Genomic DNA, 15,108 nt, shown 5'->3' with positions numbered 1-15,108 from the left:
CCCGATCCCAGCCCCCCCGATCCCAGCCATGGCCATAGCCGTAGCGGGGTTGCGCCTGCGCCGCGCCGATGCTGCCTGCCATCAGGCCCGCGCTCACCAGCGCTCCGGTCATCCAGCGTGCCTTGGTCCCGATCATGCGCGTTCCTCCTGCAGGCAAAACCCTTAGCGCCGCGTGGCTGTCCAGCGGCTGAACGGGGATATGGCTTGTTTTTCAAATCCACCGCTTAGTACACGTAGATGTCGGGCGACGTCTGGGCGTTGTAGACATAGGACTGGGAGAAGAAGGGAAGGGTGACGAAATATTTTTCAAATGTGATCGAACGCCCCAATATGGCCGAAAACAGAGGCTGATATTGATAGGACGCCGTCGTGAAGATGATCGATTCATTGGGTGAGTAATCGGCGGCGGAGATATGGCCGGTGGAGAGAATGGTCGTGCCAGACCCCAGCAGCGTCTTTCGGCTCATTTGAGTCTGCAAAGCGCCGTTCGTCTTCACATAGCTTTCGATGCTCATGTTGATATTGGAACTCCCGTTCCCCGGCATCATCGCGTCAGCCAGAATGGGCGCATAGGCCCGCACGCGCGAATCATATTCCGGGTAGCGGGAAGCCATGCGCGTCACCCCGATAAAGGCGTTTTCAAACGCCCTCTTTTCAAGCCACAGGCGCGTGACTTCCAGCACGAAGCAGAAGAGGATCATCAGCAGTGGCAAGGCGAGCGCAAACTCGACCGCCGCGACGCCGCGATGATCCGCCTTCAGGCCCATTTTTTTGGCGATGTTCGACTTCATCATCTCAGTCCATCGGTCTTTCCGCGAGCAGAGCGTAGTTGAATATCTGAACTTGGGTACGACCGCCGGACGTAGGCAGGATCAATCGCGCCGTCGGCCACGGGCTGGACCATTCATAGCCCATCGCGACGATATAGGCGTCGTTCGTCAGCACCGCTGGCGCCAGATTGTCGATGATCACGGGCGGAGTGACGGGATTGGACACCAGATTGGTGGCATCATAGAGAGCGATCTTCATGACCGCCGCATCGCAACTGATGCTCACCAGTTTGGGCGCATTGCACGCCGCGTCGCGCATCCCGACCGTCGTCGGGATCAACTTCTGCACCCGCTGGTCCCGTAAATAGCGCGCAACCGCGTCGGATGCCGACGACATCGACGATTGGTACAGAGCAACGAACCCAAGCTCGAAGAACATCAGCAGCAAGACGATATAGATCGGCAACAGCAGGGCGAATTCGGGAATGGCCGCGCCGCGCCGGTTGCGCCGGACGCGATCAAGAACAGTCATTGGCCGGTGCCACGTCGCTGGGATAGGTTTCAGACGGTCGCTTCACATATTTCAACTGCAGCGAGTTGAAATTGCCGCCATAGGTGTCGTCCTTCCCTTCCGCTGCAATAGTCAGGTCGTAGATGGAGTAGAGATCGACGGGAAATTCGAACACCGCGCAGATCCACCCCTTGCTGGCCGGCTCGGATATGGTCAGCTTCTTTACCGTGGGGGACACGGGGCGAACGCCAGTCAGATAGACGGAAATGGTGTTGCTGCCGGTGTCGTTGATGCGCCCGTAATACCAAAATGAAAACTGATATGTGCCCCGGTGCAGTTCGACCCTCTTGGTCATGCTGCTGTTCGTGGGGCCGCCGTTATTGGAATGGCTGTCCAGTTCGACGACATAATTATTCTTCGCGTTGGCCGGAAGGGCGCCATAGTTGTTATTCGACCAGTCCTGAATTTCCACGCCCGGCCCGGTGCCATAGTCCCAGCCATAATCCTGCGGTTTGAATACCGCCCATGTCTGGTTGAGCTGTAGCAGGGGCTGGGTGGTCGGGCGCGTGAATTGCGAGGACAGGATCACGCTGTTCTTGGCAGGATAAGGCGGGATGCCCTGACAGCTGGCCGACACGTGAACCGTCATCGTCTTTCCGGGGTTGCCGAAAAACTGCAGCGCAGGAATGGTCGCGACCGCGGACACCGACCCCGAATTGAAATCCTCGACCACGGTGCGCGACGTGATGGCAAAACCACGGTCCTGCGCCAACGAGTCGAACAGCTTTTCGGCATAGGATTTGCGGGCCGAGTCGTCATACACATTGGTGCGCGACGGCTTGAGGCCACGGTTGCAGGCGGTTTCGGCTATATTTTGCAGTTCCGCCTTGCGGGCAAGCGCCATCATGATCGTGGCGCCACCAAGCGTCAGTATCAGAATGGCGGGCAAGGCGATGGCGGTCATCAGCAATATGCCGCCCCGCTGATCGGTCCCAACGGTCAGCAAGCGCGCATGCGCCGCCTTCGATCCCCACCACAGTTTTACAGCCACGACGATCACCAGTTACAATATCGAAGCAGCTTCATAACCGATGTTAATAAAAATTGGATTACCGGGGCTGGTTCAGTGGCCGAACGCCGGGGTGCCCAGCTTCAGCCCCGTGAATTTTGCAGCGAAGGCATAGCTGTCGGCCATCTCCTCGATCAGCTTGTCGATCGGCTTGCCTGTGCCATGGCCGGCCCGCGTTTCCACGCGCAGCAGCCGGGGCCGCGCGCCCAGGTCGACGGCCTGGAGCGCGGCGGCATATTTGAAGCTGTGCGCCGGCACGACCCGGTCGTCGGTGTCGGCCGTGGTGACGAGGATCGCGGGATAATCCTTGCCCGCCAATATATTATGGTAGGGCGAATAGGCGTAGAGCAGGGGAAAGTCGCGAGGATTGTCGGGCGATCCATAATCGTCCACCCAGTATCGGCCGGCGGTGAAGCGGTCGAAGCGCAGCATGTCCATGACCCCCACCGCCGGCAACGCGGCCTGGAACAGGTCGGGCCGCTGGTTGACGACAGCGCCGACAAGCAGCCCGCCATTGGAGCGGCCCTCGATCGCCAGCCCGTCCTGCGGGGTGAAGCCATTGGCCTTCAGCCATTCGCCCGCCGCGATGAAATCGTCGAACACATTCTGCTTGTTCGCGCCGCGCCCGGCCTCATGCCAGGCCTTGCCGAACTCGCCGCCGCCGCGCAGGTTGGCAATGGCATAGACGCCCCCCTGTTCCAGCCACGCCATGCGCGTCGCCGAATAGCCGGGCGTCAGGGAGATGTTGAACCCGCCATAGCCGTAGAGGATGGTCGGCGCTGCCACCGCCCGGTCGGCCAGCGCCTTCTTGCGCAGGATGGTGATGGGGATCATCGTCCCGTCCTTCGACGGATAGGCGCGCTGCTCCACCCCGTAATCGTCCGGGTCGAAGGGCAGGTCGGGCTCGGCGAAGAGCTGGCTCTGCCGGGTCGCGGTGTCGAAGCGATAGATGCTGGCGGGCGTGACGAAGCCGGAAAAGCTGAAGAAGGTTTCGGGATCGCCGTCGCGCCCGGAGAACCCGGCCGCCGTGCCATAGCCGGGCAGCGGCACGTCGCCGACCTTGCGCCCGTCCAGCTCCACCAGTTCCGCGACCGTCTGCGCGTCGCTCATATAGGCGAGGATCAGGCGGTTGCCGACCAGCGATCCGCCCGCCAGCGTCTCCTTGCGTTCGCCGATCAGCGGCCTGGGCCGCCGGCGCGGGTGGGCCGCGTCCAGCGTCACCACGCTCAGGGTGGGCGCGTGAAAGTCGGTGACGAAGTAAAGGGTGGTGCCCCGGCTGCCGATCAGCCGCCAGTCGTTCTCCGGTCCCCTGACCAACAGACGCGGGCGGACCGCGCCGCCGGTGAGTTCAGCGACATGGACCTCGCGGCGGGGGTCGATGCCCTCGAAACTGCTGATGACGAGCCAGCGGCCATCGCTCGTCACCTGTGCCTGATGGCTGAGCCCCGGCCGGTCGGGCGTGGCGTAGATCAGCTGGTCCTGCGACTGGGGCGTGCCGATGCGGTGATAATAAAGCTGCTGGTCCCGGTTGGCGGACCGATAGGCTTCGCCCTCTTCCGGCGCGGGGAAACGGGAATAGAAGAAGCCCTCGCTGCGGCCGTCCCAGGCGATCTGGGAGAATTTGACCCAGCGCAGTTCATCGTCGAGCGTCCGGCCGCTGTCGACGTCCAGCAGGCGCAGCGTGCGCCAGTCGCTGCCGGCTTCCTGCACCGCATAGGCGAGGCGGCGGCCATCCGGCGAGGGCGCCCATTCGGCCAGCGCCAGCCCGCCGTCCTTCGCCCAGTCGTTGGGATCGAGCAACAGGCGCTGGCGCCCGTCCAGCCCGTCGCGGACATAAAGCGGCGTCTGGTTCTGAAGCCCCTTGTTATAGCCGTAGAAATAGCGGCCGCCCGCCTTGCGCGGCAGCATGTAGCGACCGTGTGACAGCAGCGCCTGCATGCGCGCCTTGAGCGCGTCGCGGCCGGGCAGCGCATCGACATAGCGGCGGGTGAGCGCATTTTCCCGCCCTACCCAATCGGCCACCGCCGGGTCGGCGCGCAGGTCGTTTTCCAGCCAGCGATAGGGATCGGCGACCTTTACGCCGAAATGATCCTCGACCAGATCCTGCCGTGGGGTGGCGGGATAGGCGAGCGCGCCATTGCGGCCCCCGCCTGCGTCAATGACGGCATTGTCCGGCGCGGCGAGGGCGCGGGCAGGGCCGGAGAGGGCGAGGCAGGTCACCGCCAGCAGCAGCGGCAGGAACGGGGCGGCGCGCATCCTCTTGTCTTTTAACTCTTATCAAAAGCGAACAGGCCGCAGCTCTAATGAGCCGCGGCCTGTCGGTAAAGCGTCCAGTCCCGCGACGCAGGACCGGTTCGGATCAGGCGTCTTCCAGCTCGTCCGCGTCGGCGCCCTGGACCGGACCGCTGTCCTGACCCTTGGCGGTGACGTCGCGGTCGACCAGTTCGATGATCGCGACCGGCGCAGCGTCCGATGCGCGGAAGCCGGCCTTGATGACGCGGGTGTAGCCGCCGTCGCGATCCTTGTAGCGCTCGGCCAGGACATCGAACAGCTTGGTGAGCTGGGCGTCGTCCTGCAGGCGCGACTGGGCCAGGCGACGGTTGGACAGGCCACCCTTCTTGGCGAGGGTGATCAGCTTTTCGACGTAGGGGCGCAGTTCCTTCGCCTTGGCAGTGCCGGTCAGGATCTGCTCATGCTTGATGAGCGAGGCCGCCAGGTTGCGGAGCAGGGCGGTGCGGTGACCGGCGCTGCGCTGAAGCTTACGATGACCAACCTTGTGACGCATATGTCTTTCCTTCGTTCGTTAAGGGGCCGTTTCAGGTACCCCAGACCAGGCGACCGTTGGAGGTCGTCGCCCATTCACCTTCCCGAGCCGTCCGGTAACCGTCACGGGAGTAAATCCCGTGACGTCAGTCGATGCTGCGCATCGCTGGCCGGTCGTTCGCGTTCGCGTTGCGAACCGCCGCGCTGCTGCGCTGCGCGGCTCGCTCCGACTTAGCCCAGCAGCTCCTGTTCGAGCTTCTTGGCCATTTCCTCGATATTCTCCGGCGGCCAGCCGGGGATGTCCATGCCCAGGCGCAGGCCCATGGACGACAGCACTTCCTTGATTTCGTTCAGCGACTTGCGGCCGAAATTGGGGGTGCGCAGCATCTCGGCCTCGGTCTTCTGGACCAGGTCGCCGATATAGATGATGTTGTCGTTCTTGAGGCAGTTGGCCGAGCGGACCGACAGTTCCAGTTCGTCCACCTTCTTGAGCAGGTAGCGGTTGATCTGGTTGGTGTCGCTCTCGCCTTCCGAAGACGCGGCGGCCGCGGCATGGGTGGCCGAAGGGCCAGCGGCGGGCAGCGCGTCCTCGAAGTGGACGAACAGCTGGAGCTGGTCCTGCAGGATGCGCGCGGCATAGGCGACCGCGTCTTCCGGCGTGACGGTGCCGTCGGTTTCGACGGTCAGCGACAGCTTGTCATAGTCCAGTTCCTGGCCGACGCGGGTATTGTCCACCTTGTAGGCGACCTGGCGCACGGGCGAGTAAAGCGCATCGACCGGGATGAGGCCGATCGGCGCATCGGCCGGACGGTTGGCGACGGCGGGGACATAGCCCTTGCCGACGTCGGCGGTCAGTTCCATGTTGAGCGTCGCGCCCTGGTCCAGGTGGCAGATCACCAGGTCCGGGTTCATCACTTCGATGTCGCCCACGACGCTGATGTCGCCAGCCTTCACCACGGCCGGGCCGGTGGCGGAAAGCTGAAGGCGCTTGGGGCCTTCGCCTTCCATCTTCAGCGCGACCTGCTTGATGTTGAGGACGATGTCGGTCACGTCTTCGCGCACGCCGGCGAGCGACGAAAATTCATGCAGGACGTTCTCGATCTTGATCGAGGTGACCGCCGCGCCCTGAAGCGAGGACAGAAGAACCCGGCGCAGCGCGTTGCCGAGCGTCAGGCCGAAGCCGCGCTCCAGCGGCTCGGCGACGAAGGTGGCCTTGCGCCGACCGTCGCCCGAAGCCTTGATCTCGAGGCTGCTGGGCTTCTTCAATTCCTGCCAGTTCTTCATGTTGACAGTCATGTATTTCCCCTGGGGATGGGCCGGAACGCTTGTTTATCCTGCACCCGACAGGACGTTCCGGCGATGCAAACGGGCAAAGGGCGACGCGTCCGCCGCCCCGAAACACGCGCTGTGCGCTGTTAGACGCGGCGGCGCTTGGACGGACGGACGCCGTTGTGCGGGATCGGCGTCACGTCGCGGATGGAGGTGATGTGGAAGCCCACGGCCTGCAGCGCGCGCAGGGCCGATTCGCGGCCCGAACCGGGGCCCTTCACTTCGACTTCCAGTGTGCGCACGCCATGTTCGGCGGCCTTGCGGCCCGCATCTTCCGCGCACACCTGAGCGGCGTACGGGGTCGACTTGCGGCTGCCCTTGAAGCCCATCATGCCGGCCGAGGACCAGCTGATCGCATTGCCCTGGGCGTCGGTGATGGTCACCATCGTGTTGTTGAAGCTGGCGTTGACGTGCGCGACGCCGGCCGAGATGTTCTTGCGCTCGCGCCGCTTGATGCGCTGGGGTTCGCGTGCCATTTTTTCTGCTCTTCCTACAAAATCTGCTAAGCCTAGGCTGTGCCCAAGGAGGGCTGCCTCCGGCGGAGTAAGGCTGAAAACAGTCCCCCGGACTGTTTCCGGGCGCCTTACTTACTTCTTCTTGCCAGCGATCGGCTTCGCCTTGCCCTTGCGGGTGCGCGCATTGGTGTGCGTGCGCTGGCCACGGACCGGCAGGCCCTTGCGATGACGCAGGCCGCGATAGCAGGCCAGGTCCATCAGGCGCTTGATGTTCATCGCCGTTTCGCGGCGCAGGTCGCCTTCGACGGTCAGGTCGGCGTCGATGGTCTCGCGGATCTGCAGGACTTCGGCGTCCGACAGGTCCTGGACGCGGCGACCATGGTCGATGCCCAGCTTATCAGCGATGTCGACGGCGGTCTTGCGGCCGATGCCGTGAATGTAGGTGAGCGCGATGATCACGCGCTTGTTGGTCGGGATGTTGACACCCGCGATACGTGCCATGGTAATCTTTTCTCCTGCTCCACAGGGCGGACGGGCCGCCCTATCTCAAAGCGTCAGGACCGGGCTTCCTTGGCATGGAAAAACGGCCAAATTCATGTCCCCCCGGACGCAAAAAAGACGGCCGGTGCAGGAAGCACCGCCGCTCGCCAGCGTCTTGGGGAGGGCCGCCAATAGCGAGTCGCCGGAAATGTGTCAATCGCCCTGCGGCGACCCGTCCGCTGGAGCAGCAGGATGCGTCAGTGCATCAGGTCGATCTCCAGTTCGCCCTCATCCTGTCCATCCCAATAATGGGCGCGTTCGGCATGGACGTGGATCATCACCAGGCCCGGCGTGTCGGCGCCCTGCTCGAACCAGGCCTCCAGGTCCGGGTTCCAATGATCGTCGAACCGGCTCCGGTCGCGGATCAGGTCGGCGTGGCCTTCCAGCGCGATGAACAGAGGCCGCTGGCCGAACAGGCCGCTCTTGCCATGGAAGGACAGGCTGACGCGGGGGTCGCGTTCTATATCGCGGACCATCAGCGTGTCCTCGGTCGTGAAATAGAAGGAATCGCCGCCATGGGCGACGTCATGGTTGTTGCTCATCGGGCGGGCGCCGATATGCCCGCCGTCGGTGTGCGTGGACAGCATCGCAAAGTCGATCTGCTGCATCTTTTCCGCCAGGCTGGCGAGGGTGTGCTGCGTCATGCGCGTCTCCTTTCCACTATTCGTCCCCAACGCAGGACAGGGCGAGTCGGGTTCCGCCAAAGGGATTCGACAGCGGAAGGATAAGAACATAACATGAACAATATCGCTCGAGTCGGAGGATGTCGCCATGCATAGTCGCCTTCAGCCCCTCTACCGGGCCTTTTACGCCATCAAGCCGCCGGAGCGCGTCGCGCGGCAGATCGATCATTTCGCGGATGCCCTTGATCCGACGGCGGACCGCGTTCCCACCGGCCACCAGCATATCACGCTCGGCATCACCACGGACGCGCCCGTCTATCCCTATGAGCGTATCAAGGCACTGCGCCGGGCAGGCGCGGGCATCCGCGCCGAGCCGTTCGACCTGACGCTCGACCGGCTCAGCATCGGCGGGCGGTCCGCGGCGCTGAGGCCGGCGCACGCCGTGCCGGGCCTCACGGCCCTTCGACAGGAGATCATCCGCGCGATGCAGAATGCCGACGCGACCACGCGGCCCGGCTGGACCTTCAGCCCGCACCAGACGCTGTTCTACCGCGACGGCCGCCCGGATCAGCGGCCAGTGCCCGGCTTTGGCTGGCGGGTGGAGGAGGTGGTGCTGATCTGCAGCCATGTCGGCCGCACCAGGCATGAGATCGTCGGGCGCTGGCCGCTGACGGGAGACCGGCAATATCGGCTGCTGTGACGGGTCAGCGCTTGCGGACGAATTCCGCGCGCAGCACCAGCCCCTTGATGCCGTCATAGCGGCAGTCGATTTCCTGGCTGTCGCCGGTCAGCCGGATCGACTTGATGAGCGTGCCCCGCTTGAGCGTCTGGCCCGCGCCCTTGACGGTCAGATCCTTGATGAGCGTCACCTGATCGCCGTCCGCCAGCAGGTTGCCGACCGCGTCCCGCACCTCGACCCTGTCCGGGGACGCGGTTCGCGATGCGGCATCGGCCGCGCTGATCCATTCGCCACTCGCTTCGTCATAGACATAGGCGTCGTCGCTCATCGCTTTTCCTTCAGCCTTGCGTCACGCTTTCGAGCACGGCGGCGCGTAGTTCGGGGAGGCCCATGCCCTTTTCGCTCGACGTCGCGATGATGTCGGGATGGGCGGCGGGCCGCTTGCGGATCGCGTCGGCGGTGGCGGCGGTCACGGCGGCAAGGGCGCTCGCCTTGATCTTGTCGGTCTTGGTGAGGACGATGCGATAGCTGACGGCGGCGGCGTCGAGCATGTCGAGCATGTCGTTGTCGACATCCTTGATCCCGTGGCGGCTGTCGATCAGGACCAGCGTGCGCTTGAGCGCCGCCCGCCCGCGCAGATAGTCGTTCACCAGGAAGCGCCACTTCTTCACCATGTCGCGCGGCGCCTTCGCATAGCCATAGCCCGGCATGTCGACGAGGCGGAAGCGGAGCGGATCGCCCACGTCGAAGAAATTGAGTTCCTGCGTACGGCCGGGCGTGTTGGACGTGCGCGCCAGGCCATTGCGGCTGGTAAGCGCGTTCAGCAGCGAGCTTTTGCCGACATTGGAGCGGCCGGCGAAGGCGACTTCGTTCACCGCCATGTCGGGCAGGAACTTAAGGTCCGGGGCGGACTTCAGGAAGGCGATATGCCCCGCGAAGAGCTTGCGCGCTTCCTCCATGAGATCGGGGTCGGGTTGGTCGGTCACACTCATTCTCCGTTCGCCCTGGATAGCCGCTGAGCGAAGTCGAGCAGGAGAACGATCCGGGGATGGTCCTCCTGCGCAAATATCGAAGGGGATGTCGCCATGCTTCGACGCGGGACTTCGACTTTGCTCAGTCCCTCTTCAGCACGAGCGGTTACGCCCCTTATTTCGCTGTCGCCGCGGTGTTCAGCACGGGGTGACGGCGATAGAGCCACCATTGCTGCGCCATCGACAGGCAGTTGTTGGTGATCCAGTAAACCAGCAGGCCCGCGGCAAAGGGCGCCATGATGAACATCATCATCCACGGCATGATCGAAAAGACCTGCTGCTGCATCGGGTCCATCTGCGCCGGGTTGAGCTTGAACTGGAAATACATGGAAATGCCGAGCAGCAGCGCCAGCACGCCGATCGCCAGGAATGACGGGGGCGTGAAGGGCAGCAGGCCGAACAGGTTGAGGATATGCAGCGGGTCGGGCGCGGACAGATCCTTGATCCACAGCACGAAGGGCTGGTGCCGCATCTCGATCGTCAGCTGCAGCACCTTGTAGAGGGCGAAGAAGATCGGGATCTGGATGAAGATGGGCAGGCAGCCGGCGAGGGGGTTCACCTTCTCGGCCTTGTACAGCTCCATCATCTTGATCTGAAGCTGCTGCTTGTCGTCCTTATATTTCTCCTGCAGCGCCTTCATCTTTGGCTGCACCGCGCGCATCGCCGCCATGCTGGCGAACTGGCGCTGGGCGACGGGGAACATCAGGGCGCGGACCACGAAGGTCAGGCAGATGATGGCGACGCCGAAATTGCCGATATGTTCGAACAGCCAGTGGAGCAGCGCGAAGATCGGCTTTTCGAACCAGTAGAACCAGCCCCAGTCGATCGCCCGGTCGAACAGGGGAACGCCAAGTCCGCCCGGCGCGTCCTGATAGGCTTCGAGCGTCTTCACTTCCTTTGCGCCCACGAACAGGCGCAGCGTCTGCGTCGCGGCCTTGCCCGGTGCGACCATCGTCTGGGAAAGGGCGGCGTCGGCCTGATATTGCGTGCCCGCGCCCTTGCGGAACTGGCCGGCGAAGTCGGCGTCGGCGGCGGGCACGAGGGCGGACAGCCAATATTTGTCCGTAAAGCCGATCCAGCCGCCCTTGGACTGGAAGCTCTGGGTCGAGGGGCCCTTGTCCAGATCCTTGTAGTTCACGTCATAATTGGCCGCCCCGTTGAACACGCCCATCGGCCCCACATGGATGGTCCAGGTGTCGGGATCCTTGGGGATGCCGAGACGGCTGATATAGGCATAGGGCTTTACGCCGACCGCGCCCGCGCCGCTGTTCGACAGCTTCTGCGCGGCGGTGATCATGTAATTCTGGTCGACCGAAAGACGGATTTCGAACAGCTGGCCCGCGCCATTGTTCCAGCTCAGGGTGACCGGGCTGTTGGGGGTCAGTTCCTTGCCGCTCGCGGTCCAGACCGTGTCCTTGTTCGGGGTCTTGAGTCCTTCGCCCTGCCAGCCGAAGCCCGCGAAATAGGCGTCCTGCGTACCCGACGGGCTGTAGAGGCGGACGTCGGGCGAATCCTTGGCGATCGTTTCCTTGTAGGTCGGCAGCACGATGTCGTCGATGCGCGCGCCCTTGAGGTTGATCGAGCCGGAAAGGCGCGGCGTGCGGATGGGGATGCGCGGGCTTTCGCGCAGCACCGCCGCCCGGTCGCGGATCACGACCGGGCCATCGGCGGCGTCGGTGCCGGGCGCGGCGACGGGGGTCGTCTTGCCGCCCTCGATCTTCGTCACGGGCGGGTTTGCGGCCGGGAAGACATAGCGCGACACATAGGGCCAGCCGAACAGGATCGCCGCGGTCAGCAGCACCGCCAGGATGATATTCTTCTTGTCGTCCACGTCTGTTCGGCTCCGCCGTCTGGTGATCTTGTCTGTCAGGGAACCGGATCGTAGCCCGAGCCGCCCCATGGATGGCATCGCATTAGCCGCTTGAACCCCAGCCAGCTACCCTTGATCGCGCCATATTTGCGCACCGCCTGAATTGCATATTCCGAACAGGAGGGCGCGTAGCGGCAGGTGGGGGGCAGGATGCGCGATGGACCCAGTTGCCAGCCGCGCGCCAGCAGGATGAGAAGGCGGCCGATCATGGCCTTGGGCCGGCGGGCGCTTGAGCTGCCGCGGGGCCGCGTCCCCGGCCGTGATGGGGTCGCGAATCGCGCGGTGCACCCGGCTCGCGGCTCATGACTTTGACCAGCGCCCTGCCAAGTTCGTCCCGCAACCGGGAAAAATCGCGCTCGATCCCGCCATCGCGGCCGATGAGCACATGATCCGCCCCGGCAATGCCGTGGATCGGCAGCAATTCGCGCACCAGGACGCGAAAACGGCGCTTCATCCGGTTGCGGATGACAGCGCCGCCCACTTTCTTGGTCACCGTGATGCCATAGCGCATCGCCGGATCGCCGTCGCCGCGCTCACGCACCAGCAGGACAAAGCCCGGCATGGGGGCGCGACGTCCGCGATTGGCCGCCAGAAAATCCGCGCGCCGGACCATCATGGCCGGCGCGGCAGGCTTTTCCGGCGATGAAATCAGGCGCTCAGGCTCTTGCGGCCGCGCGCGCGGCGGGCGCGAATCACGTTGCGGCCGCCGGGCGTCGCCATGCGGGCGCGGAAACCGTGACGGCGCTTCCGAACCAGATTGCTCGGCTGAAAGGTGCGCTTCATCGTTCATTCCTCAAGACAAATAACAAGAATCGGGCGTGACGAAAAAGGGCCGCTTGTGCAGCGGCCGCTCGGGTCAGGGGGCGTCCGATACGGAAAGGGCCGGGGGAAGTCAATGGCGGAAGCGCGCACCCCAAGGGGCGGATTACTTGCCGCTTACTTGCCGCGCGCGCTCGCCACGCCTTCCTTGAGGGCGTCGTAGCCGACCGCGCCGTTCAGCACCTGGTCGCCGATGACAAAGGTGGGCGTGCCGCTCGCCTGCAATTTCTGCGCAAGCGCGATGTTGGACGCGATTTCGGCGTCATATTTGCTGGACGCGATCGCGGCTTCCGCTTCCGACTTGGTGATGCCGGCGCGCGCGGCGGCGGCGACGATGGTGTCGCGCGTCACCTTGCCCGCGCCGTAGAGCGCCTTGTGATAGGCCATATATTGGCCGCGCTCGGCGGCGAGCAGCGACACCTTGGCCGCGTCCCCGCTTTCGTCGGACAGGATGGGCAGTTCGCGATAGACGATCTTCACCTTCGCGTCCGATCCCACCAGCTTCGCCAGATCGGGCAGCGAGGCGCGGCAATAGCCGCAGGCATAGTCGAAGAATTCGACCACGGTGACGTCCGCGTTCGGCGCGCCTTCCCACGCCCCGGCATAGGGCTTCTCGATCGCGCTGCGGCTGCTCTCGATCGTGCTCGACATCCGTTTCGCCTGCAGCTTTTCCACCGCCTGCGGGATGATTTCGGGATGCTCCAATATATAGTCGTGGACTATTCTTTCGATCGCGGCCTTGTCGGTCGGGCTGACGGCGGCGGGCGCCTGGACGGCAAGGGCGGCGCCGGCGGCGGCCGCGAGGAAGGCGAAACCGCCAAGGGTCATCTGCATGGTCCTGTTGGAAAGGGCGGCGCGAAAGCTCGGCCGGTTCTGATCGGTCATCTTTATCGTTTCTTCCGCTGCTGCTCGATCGCCGCGCGCGAGACCATGGCGATATCCTGCGCCCGCAGATAGTCAACCGTGCCGGGCTTCAATCCCTGCATCGCGGCGTCCGCGCTGCGCAGCGCCATCTGGTCCTGCCCGATCATCGAATAGCGTTCCGCCGTGGCGAGCGCCGCGCGGGGCGTGTCGCCGCGCCGTTCATAGACGACGCCAAGCTGATACCAGGCAAAGGGGTTTTCCCGGTCGCGCTGCACGGCAAGGCGCAGCACCTGTTCGGCCTCCGCGAAATTCGCCTCATCCTCGCTGGCGATAAGCGCATGGGCGAGCAGGGTGGAGATGAGCGGCTGGTTGGTGAGCTTCACCGCCTCGCGCAGCGGCGCGATCGCCTCCTTGGGCTTGCCGCTTTCCAGCAGGATCTGGCCCTTCAGCTCCAGAAAATAGGGGTCGTGGGGCAGCGCGGCGAGCAGCGCGTCGGTCTCCGCCAGCGCCCGGTCGGGATAGGCGCTTTTGTGCCAGGCATAGGCGCGCGCATAATGGGCGGGGATCGACTGGTCGCTTTCGGGATATTTGATGAGGGTCTGCTGCGGTTCGGACGCGAAGCCGATCAGTTTCGCCTTGATCCGCTCGAACCGCTTTTCAAGATAGGGATCGGACGGACGGTTCCACGCCGGATCGGGCTCATAGACTTCGCGCAGCACCTGGATGCGCTCGCCCGACAGGGGGTGGGTGCGGCCGTAACTGTTGTCCTGCGGAATGGCGAGGCGATATTCCTGATTCTGCAGCTTCTTGAAGAATTCCAGGCTGCCCCGGCCGCTAATCCCGGCGGTGTGGAGATAGCCCGCCTCGCCCGCGCCACCGGCGATCGCCGCCGCGCCGAGCACCAGGCTCAAGAGCGTGATCCCGGTCGCTTCCTTGATCCCTTCGCCCGATCGGATGATATGGCCGCCCTCGATATGGCCGAGTTCGTGCGCGACCACGCCCTGCAACTGGTTCACATTGTCGGCCTGCGCGATCAGGCCGCTATGCACCCACACATATTGGCCGCCCGCAACGAAGGCGTTGATCTCCGGGTCGTTGATGACCAGCACCTGCACATTGCGCGGCTCCATCCCGGCGGCCTTCACCAGCGGAGCCGACATGTCGGCCATGAAGGCTTCGGTTTCCGCGTCGCGCAAGATCTGCTGGGCGAAGGCGGGACGCGCCATCAGCGCCAGCGAGGCCAGCGCGAGGGCAAGGAACTGCAATAGGCGGGCCATCGCGTAAGGGCCATGCCAGCGCGCAACTGAACCTGCCATGAAGACGGCGGAAACAAAAGGCGCCGCTGCCCGCCGGGTCGAACCGGACATGCAGCGGCGCCTGATCATCGCGACAGAGCAGCCCGGCTTACTGGCCGAAGGTGCGCTGCCACCAGCCGCGACGCGGGGCTCCGTCGGCCGTTTCGGCTTCCGCGTCGGCAGGGACGTCGTCATTCACCGCCACATCCGCATTGGCCTGCGGCGCGGGTTCGGCGGACGACTCTTCCGGCGCGGCCGCGATGAGGGTGTCGCTACCTTCCACGTCGCTCGCCACGGCCTTCTTGCGGCGGGCGCGCTTGGGCTTGGCGGGGGCTTCGGCTTCGGCAACCTCGGCTGCGACCGCTTCGGCAGGCGCATCCACGGGCGCATCCACGGCGGCGTCGGTTTCGGCCGTCGCCTTCTTGCGGCGGGTGCGCTTGGGCTTGGCGGGCGCTTCCTCAGCGGTCGGCTCGGCGGGCGCAGGCTCGGC

General features: G+C 64.5%; 18 protein-coding genes and 1 pseudogene. 1 reads left to right on the top strand and 18 read right to left on the bottom strand.

Going from position 1 to position 15,108, the window contains the following annotated elements; genetic code table 11:
* Positions 1–224: 224 nt before the first annotated feature.
* From AX724_RS18730 to AX724_RS18690, 9 genes are all read right to left on the bottom strand, one after another.
* Positions 225–791, bottom strand: coding sequence for a TadE family protein (locus tag AX724_RS18730; protein WP_197421630.1), 567 nt, complete (start codon positions 789–791; stop codon positions 225–227).
* A gap of 4 nt (positions 792–795) precedes the next feature.
* A complete protein-coding gene (locus AX724_RS18725) occupies positions 796–1,302 on the bottom strand; it encodes a TadE/TadG family type IV pilus assembly protein (protein WP_066769524.1) in 507 nt (168 codons plus the stop codon).
* A complete protein-coding gene (locus AX724_RS18720) occupies positions 1,289–2,332 on the bottom strand; it encodes a TadE/TadG family type IV pilus assembly protein (protein WP_156448164.1) in 1,044 nt (347 codons plus the stop codon). Before AX724_RS18720 ends, AX724_RS18725 begins: the two co-directional genes overlap by 14 nt.
* Before the next feature lie 72 nt (positions 2,333–2,404).
* On the bottom strand, positions 2,405–4,606 hold the full coding sequence (locus AX724_RS18715; RefSeq protein WP_066769520.1) for a prolyl oligopeptidase family serine peptidase: 2,202 nt from the start codon (positions 4,604–4,606) through the stop codon (positions 2,405–2,407).
* Between the two features lie 103 nt (positions 4,607–4,709).
* Positions 4,710–5,135: a 50S ribosomal protein L17 gene (rplQ, locus tag AX724_RS18710; protein WP_066769515.1), complete on the bottom strand. Its 426-nt coding sequence runs from the start codon at positions 5,133–5,135 to the stop codon at positions 4,710–4,712.
* Between the two features lie 209 nt (positions 5,136–5,344).
* Positions 5,345–6,409, bottom strand: a complete 1,065-nt coding sequence (locus tag AX724_RS18705) for a DNA-directed RNA polymerase subunit alpha (RefSeq protein WP_066769512.1) — start codon at positions 6,407–6,409, stop codon at positions 5,345–5,347.
* 119 nt (positions 6,410–6,528) lie between these two features.
* Positions 6,529–6,918 carry a 30S ribosomal protein S11 gene (rpsK, locus tag AX724_RS18700; RefSeq protein ID WP_004208752.1) on the bottom strand — a complete coding sequence of 130 codons (390 nt, stop codon included), beginning with the start codon at positions 6,916–6,918 and terminating at the stop codon, positions 6,529–6,531.
* Positions 6,919–7,029: 111 nt separating this feature from the next.
* Positions 7,030–7,398: a 30S ribosomal protein S13 gene (rpsM, locus tag AX724_RS18695; RefSeq protein ID WP_066769509.1), complete on the bottom strand. Its 369-nt coding sequence runs from the start codon at positions 7,396–7,398 to the stop codon at positions 7,030–7,032.
* A 236-nt stretch (positions 7,399–7,634) separates the two neighbouring features.
* The gene (locus tag AX724_RS18690) at positions 7,635–8,081 is read right to left on the bottom strand and encodes a pyridoxamine 5'-phosphate oxidase family protein (protein ID WP_066769506.1); all 447 of its coding nucleotides are present in this window, start codon (positions 8,079–8,081) and stop codon (positions 7,635–7,637) included.
* Positions 8,082–8,208: 127 nt separating this feature from the next.
* Here AX724_RS18690 and AX724_RS18685 point away from each other — a divergent pair, with 127 nt between their 5' ends.
* Positions 8,209–8,760, top strand: coding sequence for a 2'-5' RNA ligase family protein (locus tag AX724_RS18685; RefSeq protein WP_066769504.1), 552 nt, complete (start codon positions 8,209–8,211; stop codon positions 8,758–8,760).
* 4 nt (positions 8,761–8,764) lie between these two features.
* Here AX724_RS18685 and AX724_RS18680 read toward each other — a convergent pair whose 3' ends face one another.
* The 9 genes and pseudogenes from AX724_RS18680 to AX724_RS24225 form a co-directional block, all read right to left on the bottom strand.
* Complete coding sequence (locus tag AX724_RS18680) at positions 8,765–9,067, bottom strand: alkylphosphonate utilization protein (protein ID WP_066769501.1); 303 nt, start codon at positions 9,065–9,067, stop codon at positions 8,765–8,767.
* A gap of 10 nt (positions 9,068–9,077) precedes the next feature.
* Positions 9,078–9,731 (bottom strand): ribosome biogenesis GTP-binding protein YihA/YsxC, encoded by a 654-nt coding sequence (gene yihA, locus AX724_RS18675; protein WP_443018773.1) that lies wholly within the window; start codon positions 9,729–9,731, stop codon positions 9,078–9,080.
* A 154-nt stretch (positions 9,732–9,885) separates the two neighbouring features.
* On the bottom strand, positions 9,886–11,601 hold the full coding sequence (gene yidC, locus AX724_RS18670; protein ID WP_066769496.1) for a membrane protein insertase YidC: 1,716 nt from the start codon (positions 11,599–11,601) through the stop codon (positions 9,886–9,888).
* Between the two features lie 35 nt (positions 11,602–11,636).
* Entirely contained in the window at positions 11,637–11,849 is a 213-nt protein-coding gene (yidD, locus tag AX724_RS18665) for a membrane protein insertion efficiency factor YidD (protein WP_066769490.1), read from the bottom strand.
* The gene (rnpA, locus tag AX724_RS18660) at positions 11,846–12,253 is read right to left on the bottom strand and encodes a ribonuclease P protein component (protein WP_066769539.1); all 408 of its coding nucleotides are present in this window, start codon (positions 12,251–12,253) and stop codon (positions 11,846–11,848) included. The genes yidD and rnpA overlap by 4 nt, the downstream gene beginning before the upstream one ends.
* Before the next feature lie 35 nt (positions 12,254–12,288).
* On the bottom strand, positions 12,289–12,423 hold the full coding sequence (gene rpmH, locus AX724_RS18655) for a 50S ribosomal protein L34 (protein ID WP_066769487.1): 135 nt from the start codon (positions 12,421–12,423) through the stop codon (positions 12,289–12,291).
* Positions 12,424–12,576: 153 nt separating this feature from the next.
* Positions 12,577–13,344: a DsbA family protein gene (locus AX724_RS18650; RefSeq protein WP_066769484.1), complete on the bottom strand. Its 768-nt coding sequence runs from the start codon at positions 13,342–13,344 to the stop codon at positions 12,577–12,579.
* A 2-nt stretch (positions 13,345–13,346) separates the two neighbouring features.
* On the bottom strand, positions 13,347–14,600 hold the full coding sequence (locus AX724_RS18645; RefSeq protein ID WP_066769536.1) for a M48 family metalloprotease: 1,254 nt from the start codon (positions 14,598–14,600) through the stop codon (positions 13,347–13,349).
* 127 nt (positions 14,601–14,727) lie between these two features.
* Positions 14,728–15,108: pseudogene (locus AX724_RS24225) on the bottom strand (ribonuclease E/G); the annotation flags it as partial.

The organism is Sphingobium sp. CCH11-B1 (genome assembly GCF_001556865.1).
Lineage (GTDB): Bacteria > Pseudomonadota > Alphaproteobacteria > Sphingomonadales > Sphingomonadaceae > Sphingobium.
Note: the sequence above shows the minus strand (reverse complement) of the source record. Positions and strands in the feature narration are given on the sequence as shown.

Coding starts and splice junctions, on each gene's coding strand:
- AX724_RS18730 (WP_197421630.1), bottom strand. CDS start 791: ATGAAGTCGAACATCGCCAAAAAAATGGGCCTGAAGGCGGATCATCGC.
- AX724_RS18725 (WP_066769524.1), bottom strand. CDS start 1,302: ATGACTGTTCTTGATCGCGTCCGGCGCAACCGGCGCGGCGCGGCCATT.
- AX724_RS18715 (WP_066769520.1), bottom strand. CDS start 4,606: ATGCGCGCCGCCCCGTTCCTGCCGCTGCTGCTGGCGGTGACCTGCCTC.
- rplQ (WP_066769515.1), bottom strand. CDS start 5,135: ATGCGTCACAAGGTTGGTCATCGTAAGCTTCAGCGCAGCGCCGGTCAC.
- AX724_RS18705 (WP_066769512.1), bottom strand. CDS start 6,409: ATGACTGTCAACATGAAGAACTGGCAGGAATTGAAGAAGCCCAGCAGC.
- rpsK (WP_004208752.1), bottom strand. CDS start 6,918: ATGGCACGCGAACCCCAGCGCATCAAGCGGCGCGAGCGCAAGAACATC.
- rpsM (WP_066769509.1), bottom strand. CDS start 7,398: ATGGCACGTATCGCGGGTGTCAACATCCCGACCAACAAGCGCGTGATC.
- AX724_RS18690 (WP_066769506.1), bottom strand. CDS start 8,081: ATGACGCAGCACACCCTCGCCAGCCTGGCGGAAAAGATGCAGCAGATC.
- AX724_RS18685 (WP_066769504.1), top strand. CDS start 8,209: ATGCATAGTCGCCTTCAGCCCCTCTACCGGGCCTTTTACGCCATCAAG.
- AX724_RS18680 (WP_066769501.1), bottom strand. CDS start 9,067: ATGAGCGACGACGCCTATGTCTATGACGAAGCGAGTGGCGAATGGATC.
- yihA (WP_443018773.1), bottom strand. CDS start 9,731: ATGAGTGTGACCGACCAACCCGACCCCGATCTCATGGAGGAAGCGCGC.
- yidD (WP_066769490.1), bottom strand. CDS start 11,849: ATGATCGGCCGCCTTCTCATCCTGCTGGCGCGCGGCTGGCAACTGGGT.
- rnpA (WP_066769539.1), bottom strand. CDS start 12,253: ATGGTCCGGCGCGCGGATTTTCTGGCGGCCAATCGCGGACGTCGCGCC.
- rpmH (WP_066769487.1), bottom strand. CDS start 12,423: ATGAAGCGCACCTTTCAGCCGAGCAATCTGGTTCGGAAGCGCCGTCAC.
- AX724_RS18650 (WP_066769484.1), bottom strand. CDS start 13,344: ATGACCGATCAGAACCGGCCGAGCTTTCGCGCCGCCCTTTCCAACAGG.
- AX724_RS18645 (WP_066769536.1), bottom strand. CDS start 14,600: ATGGCCCGCCTATTGCAGTTCCTTGCCCTCGCGCTGGCCTCGCTGGCG.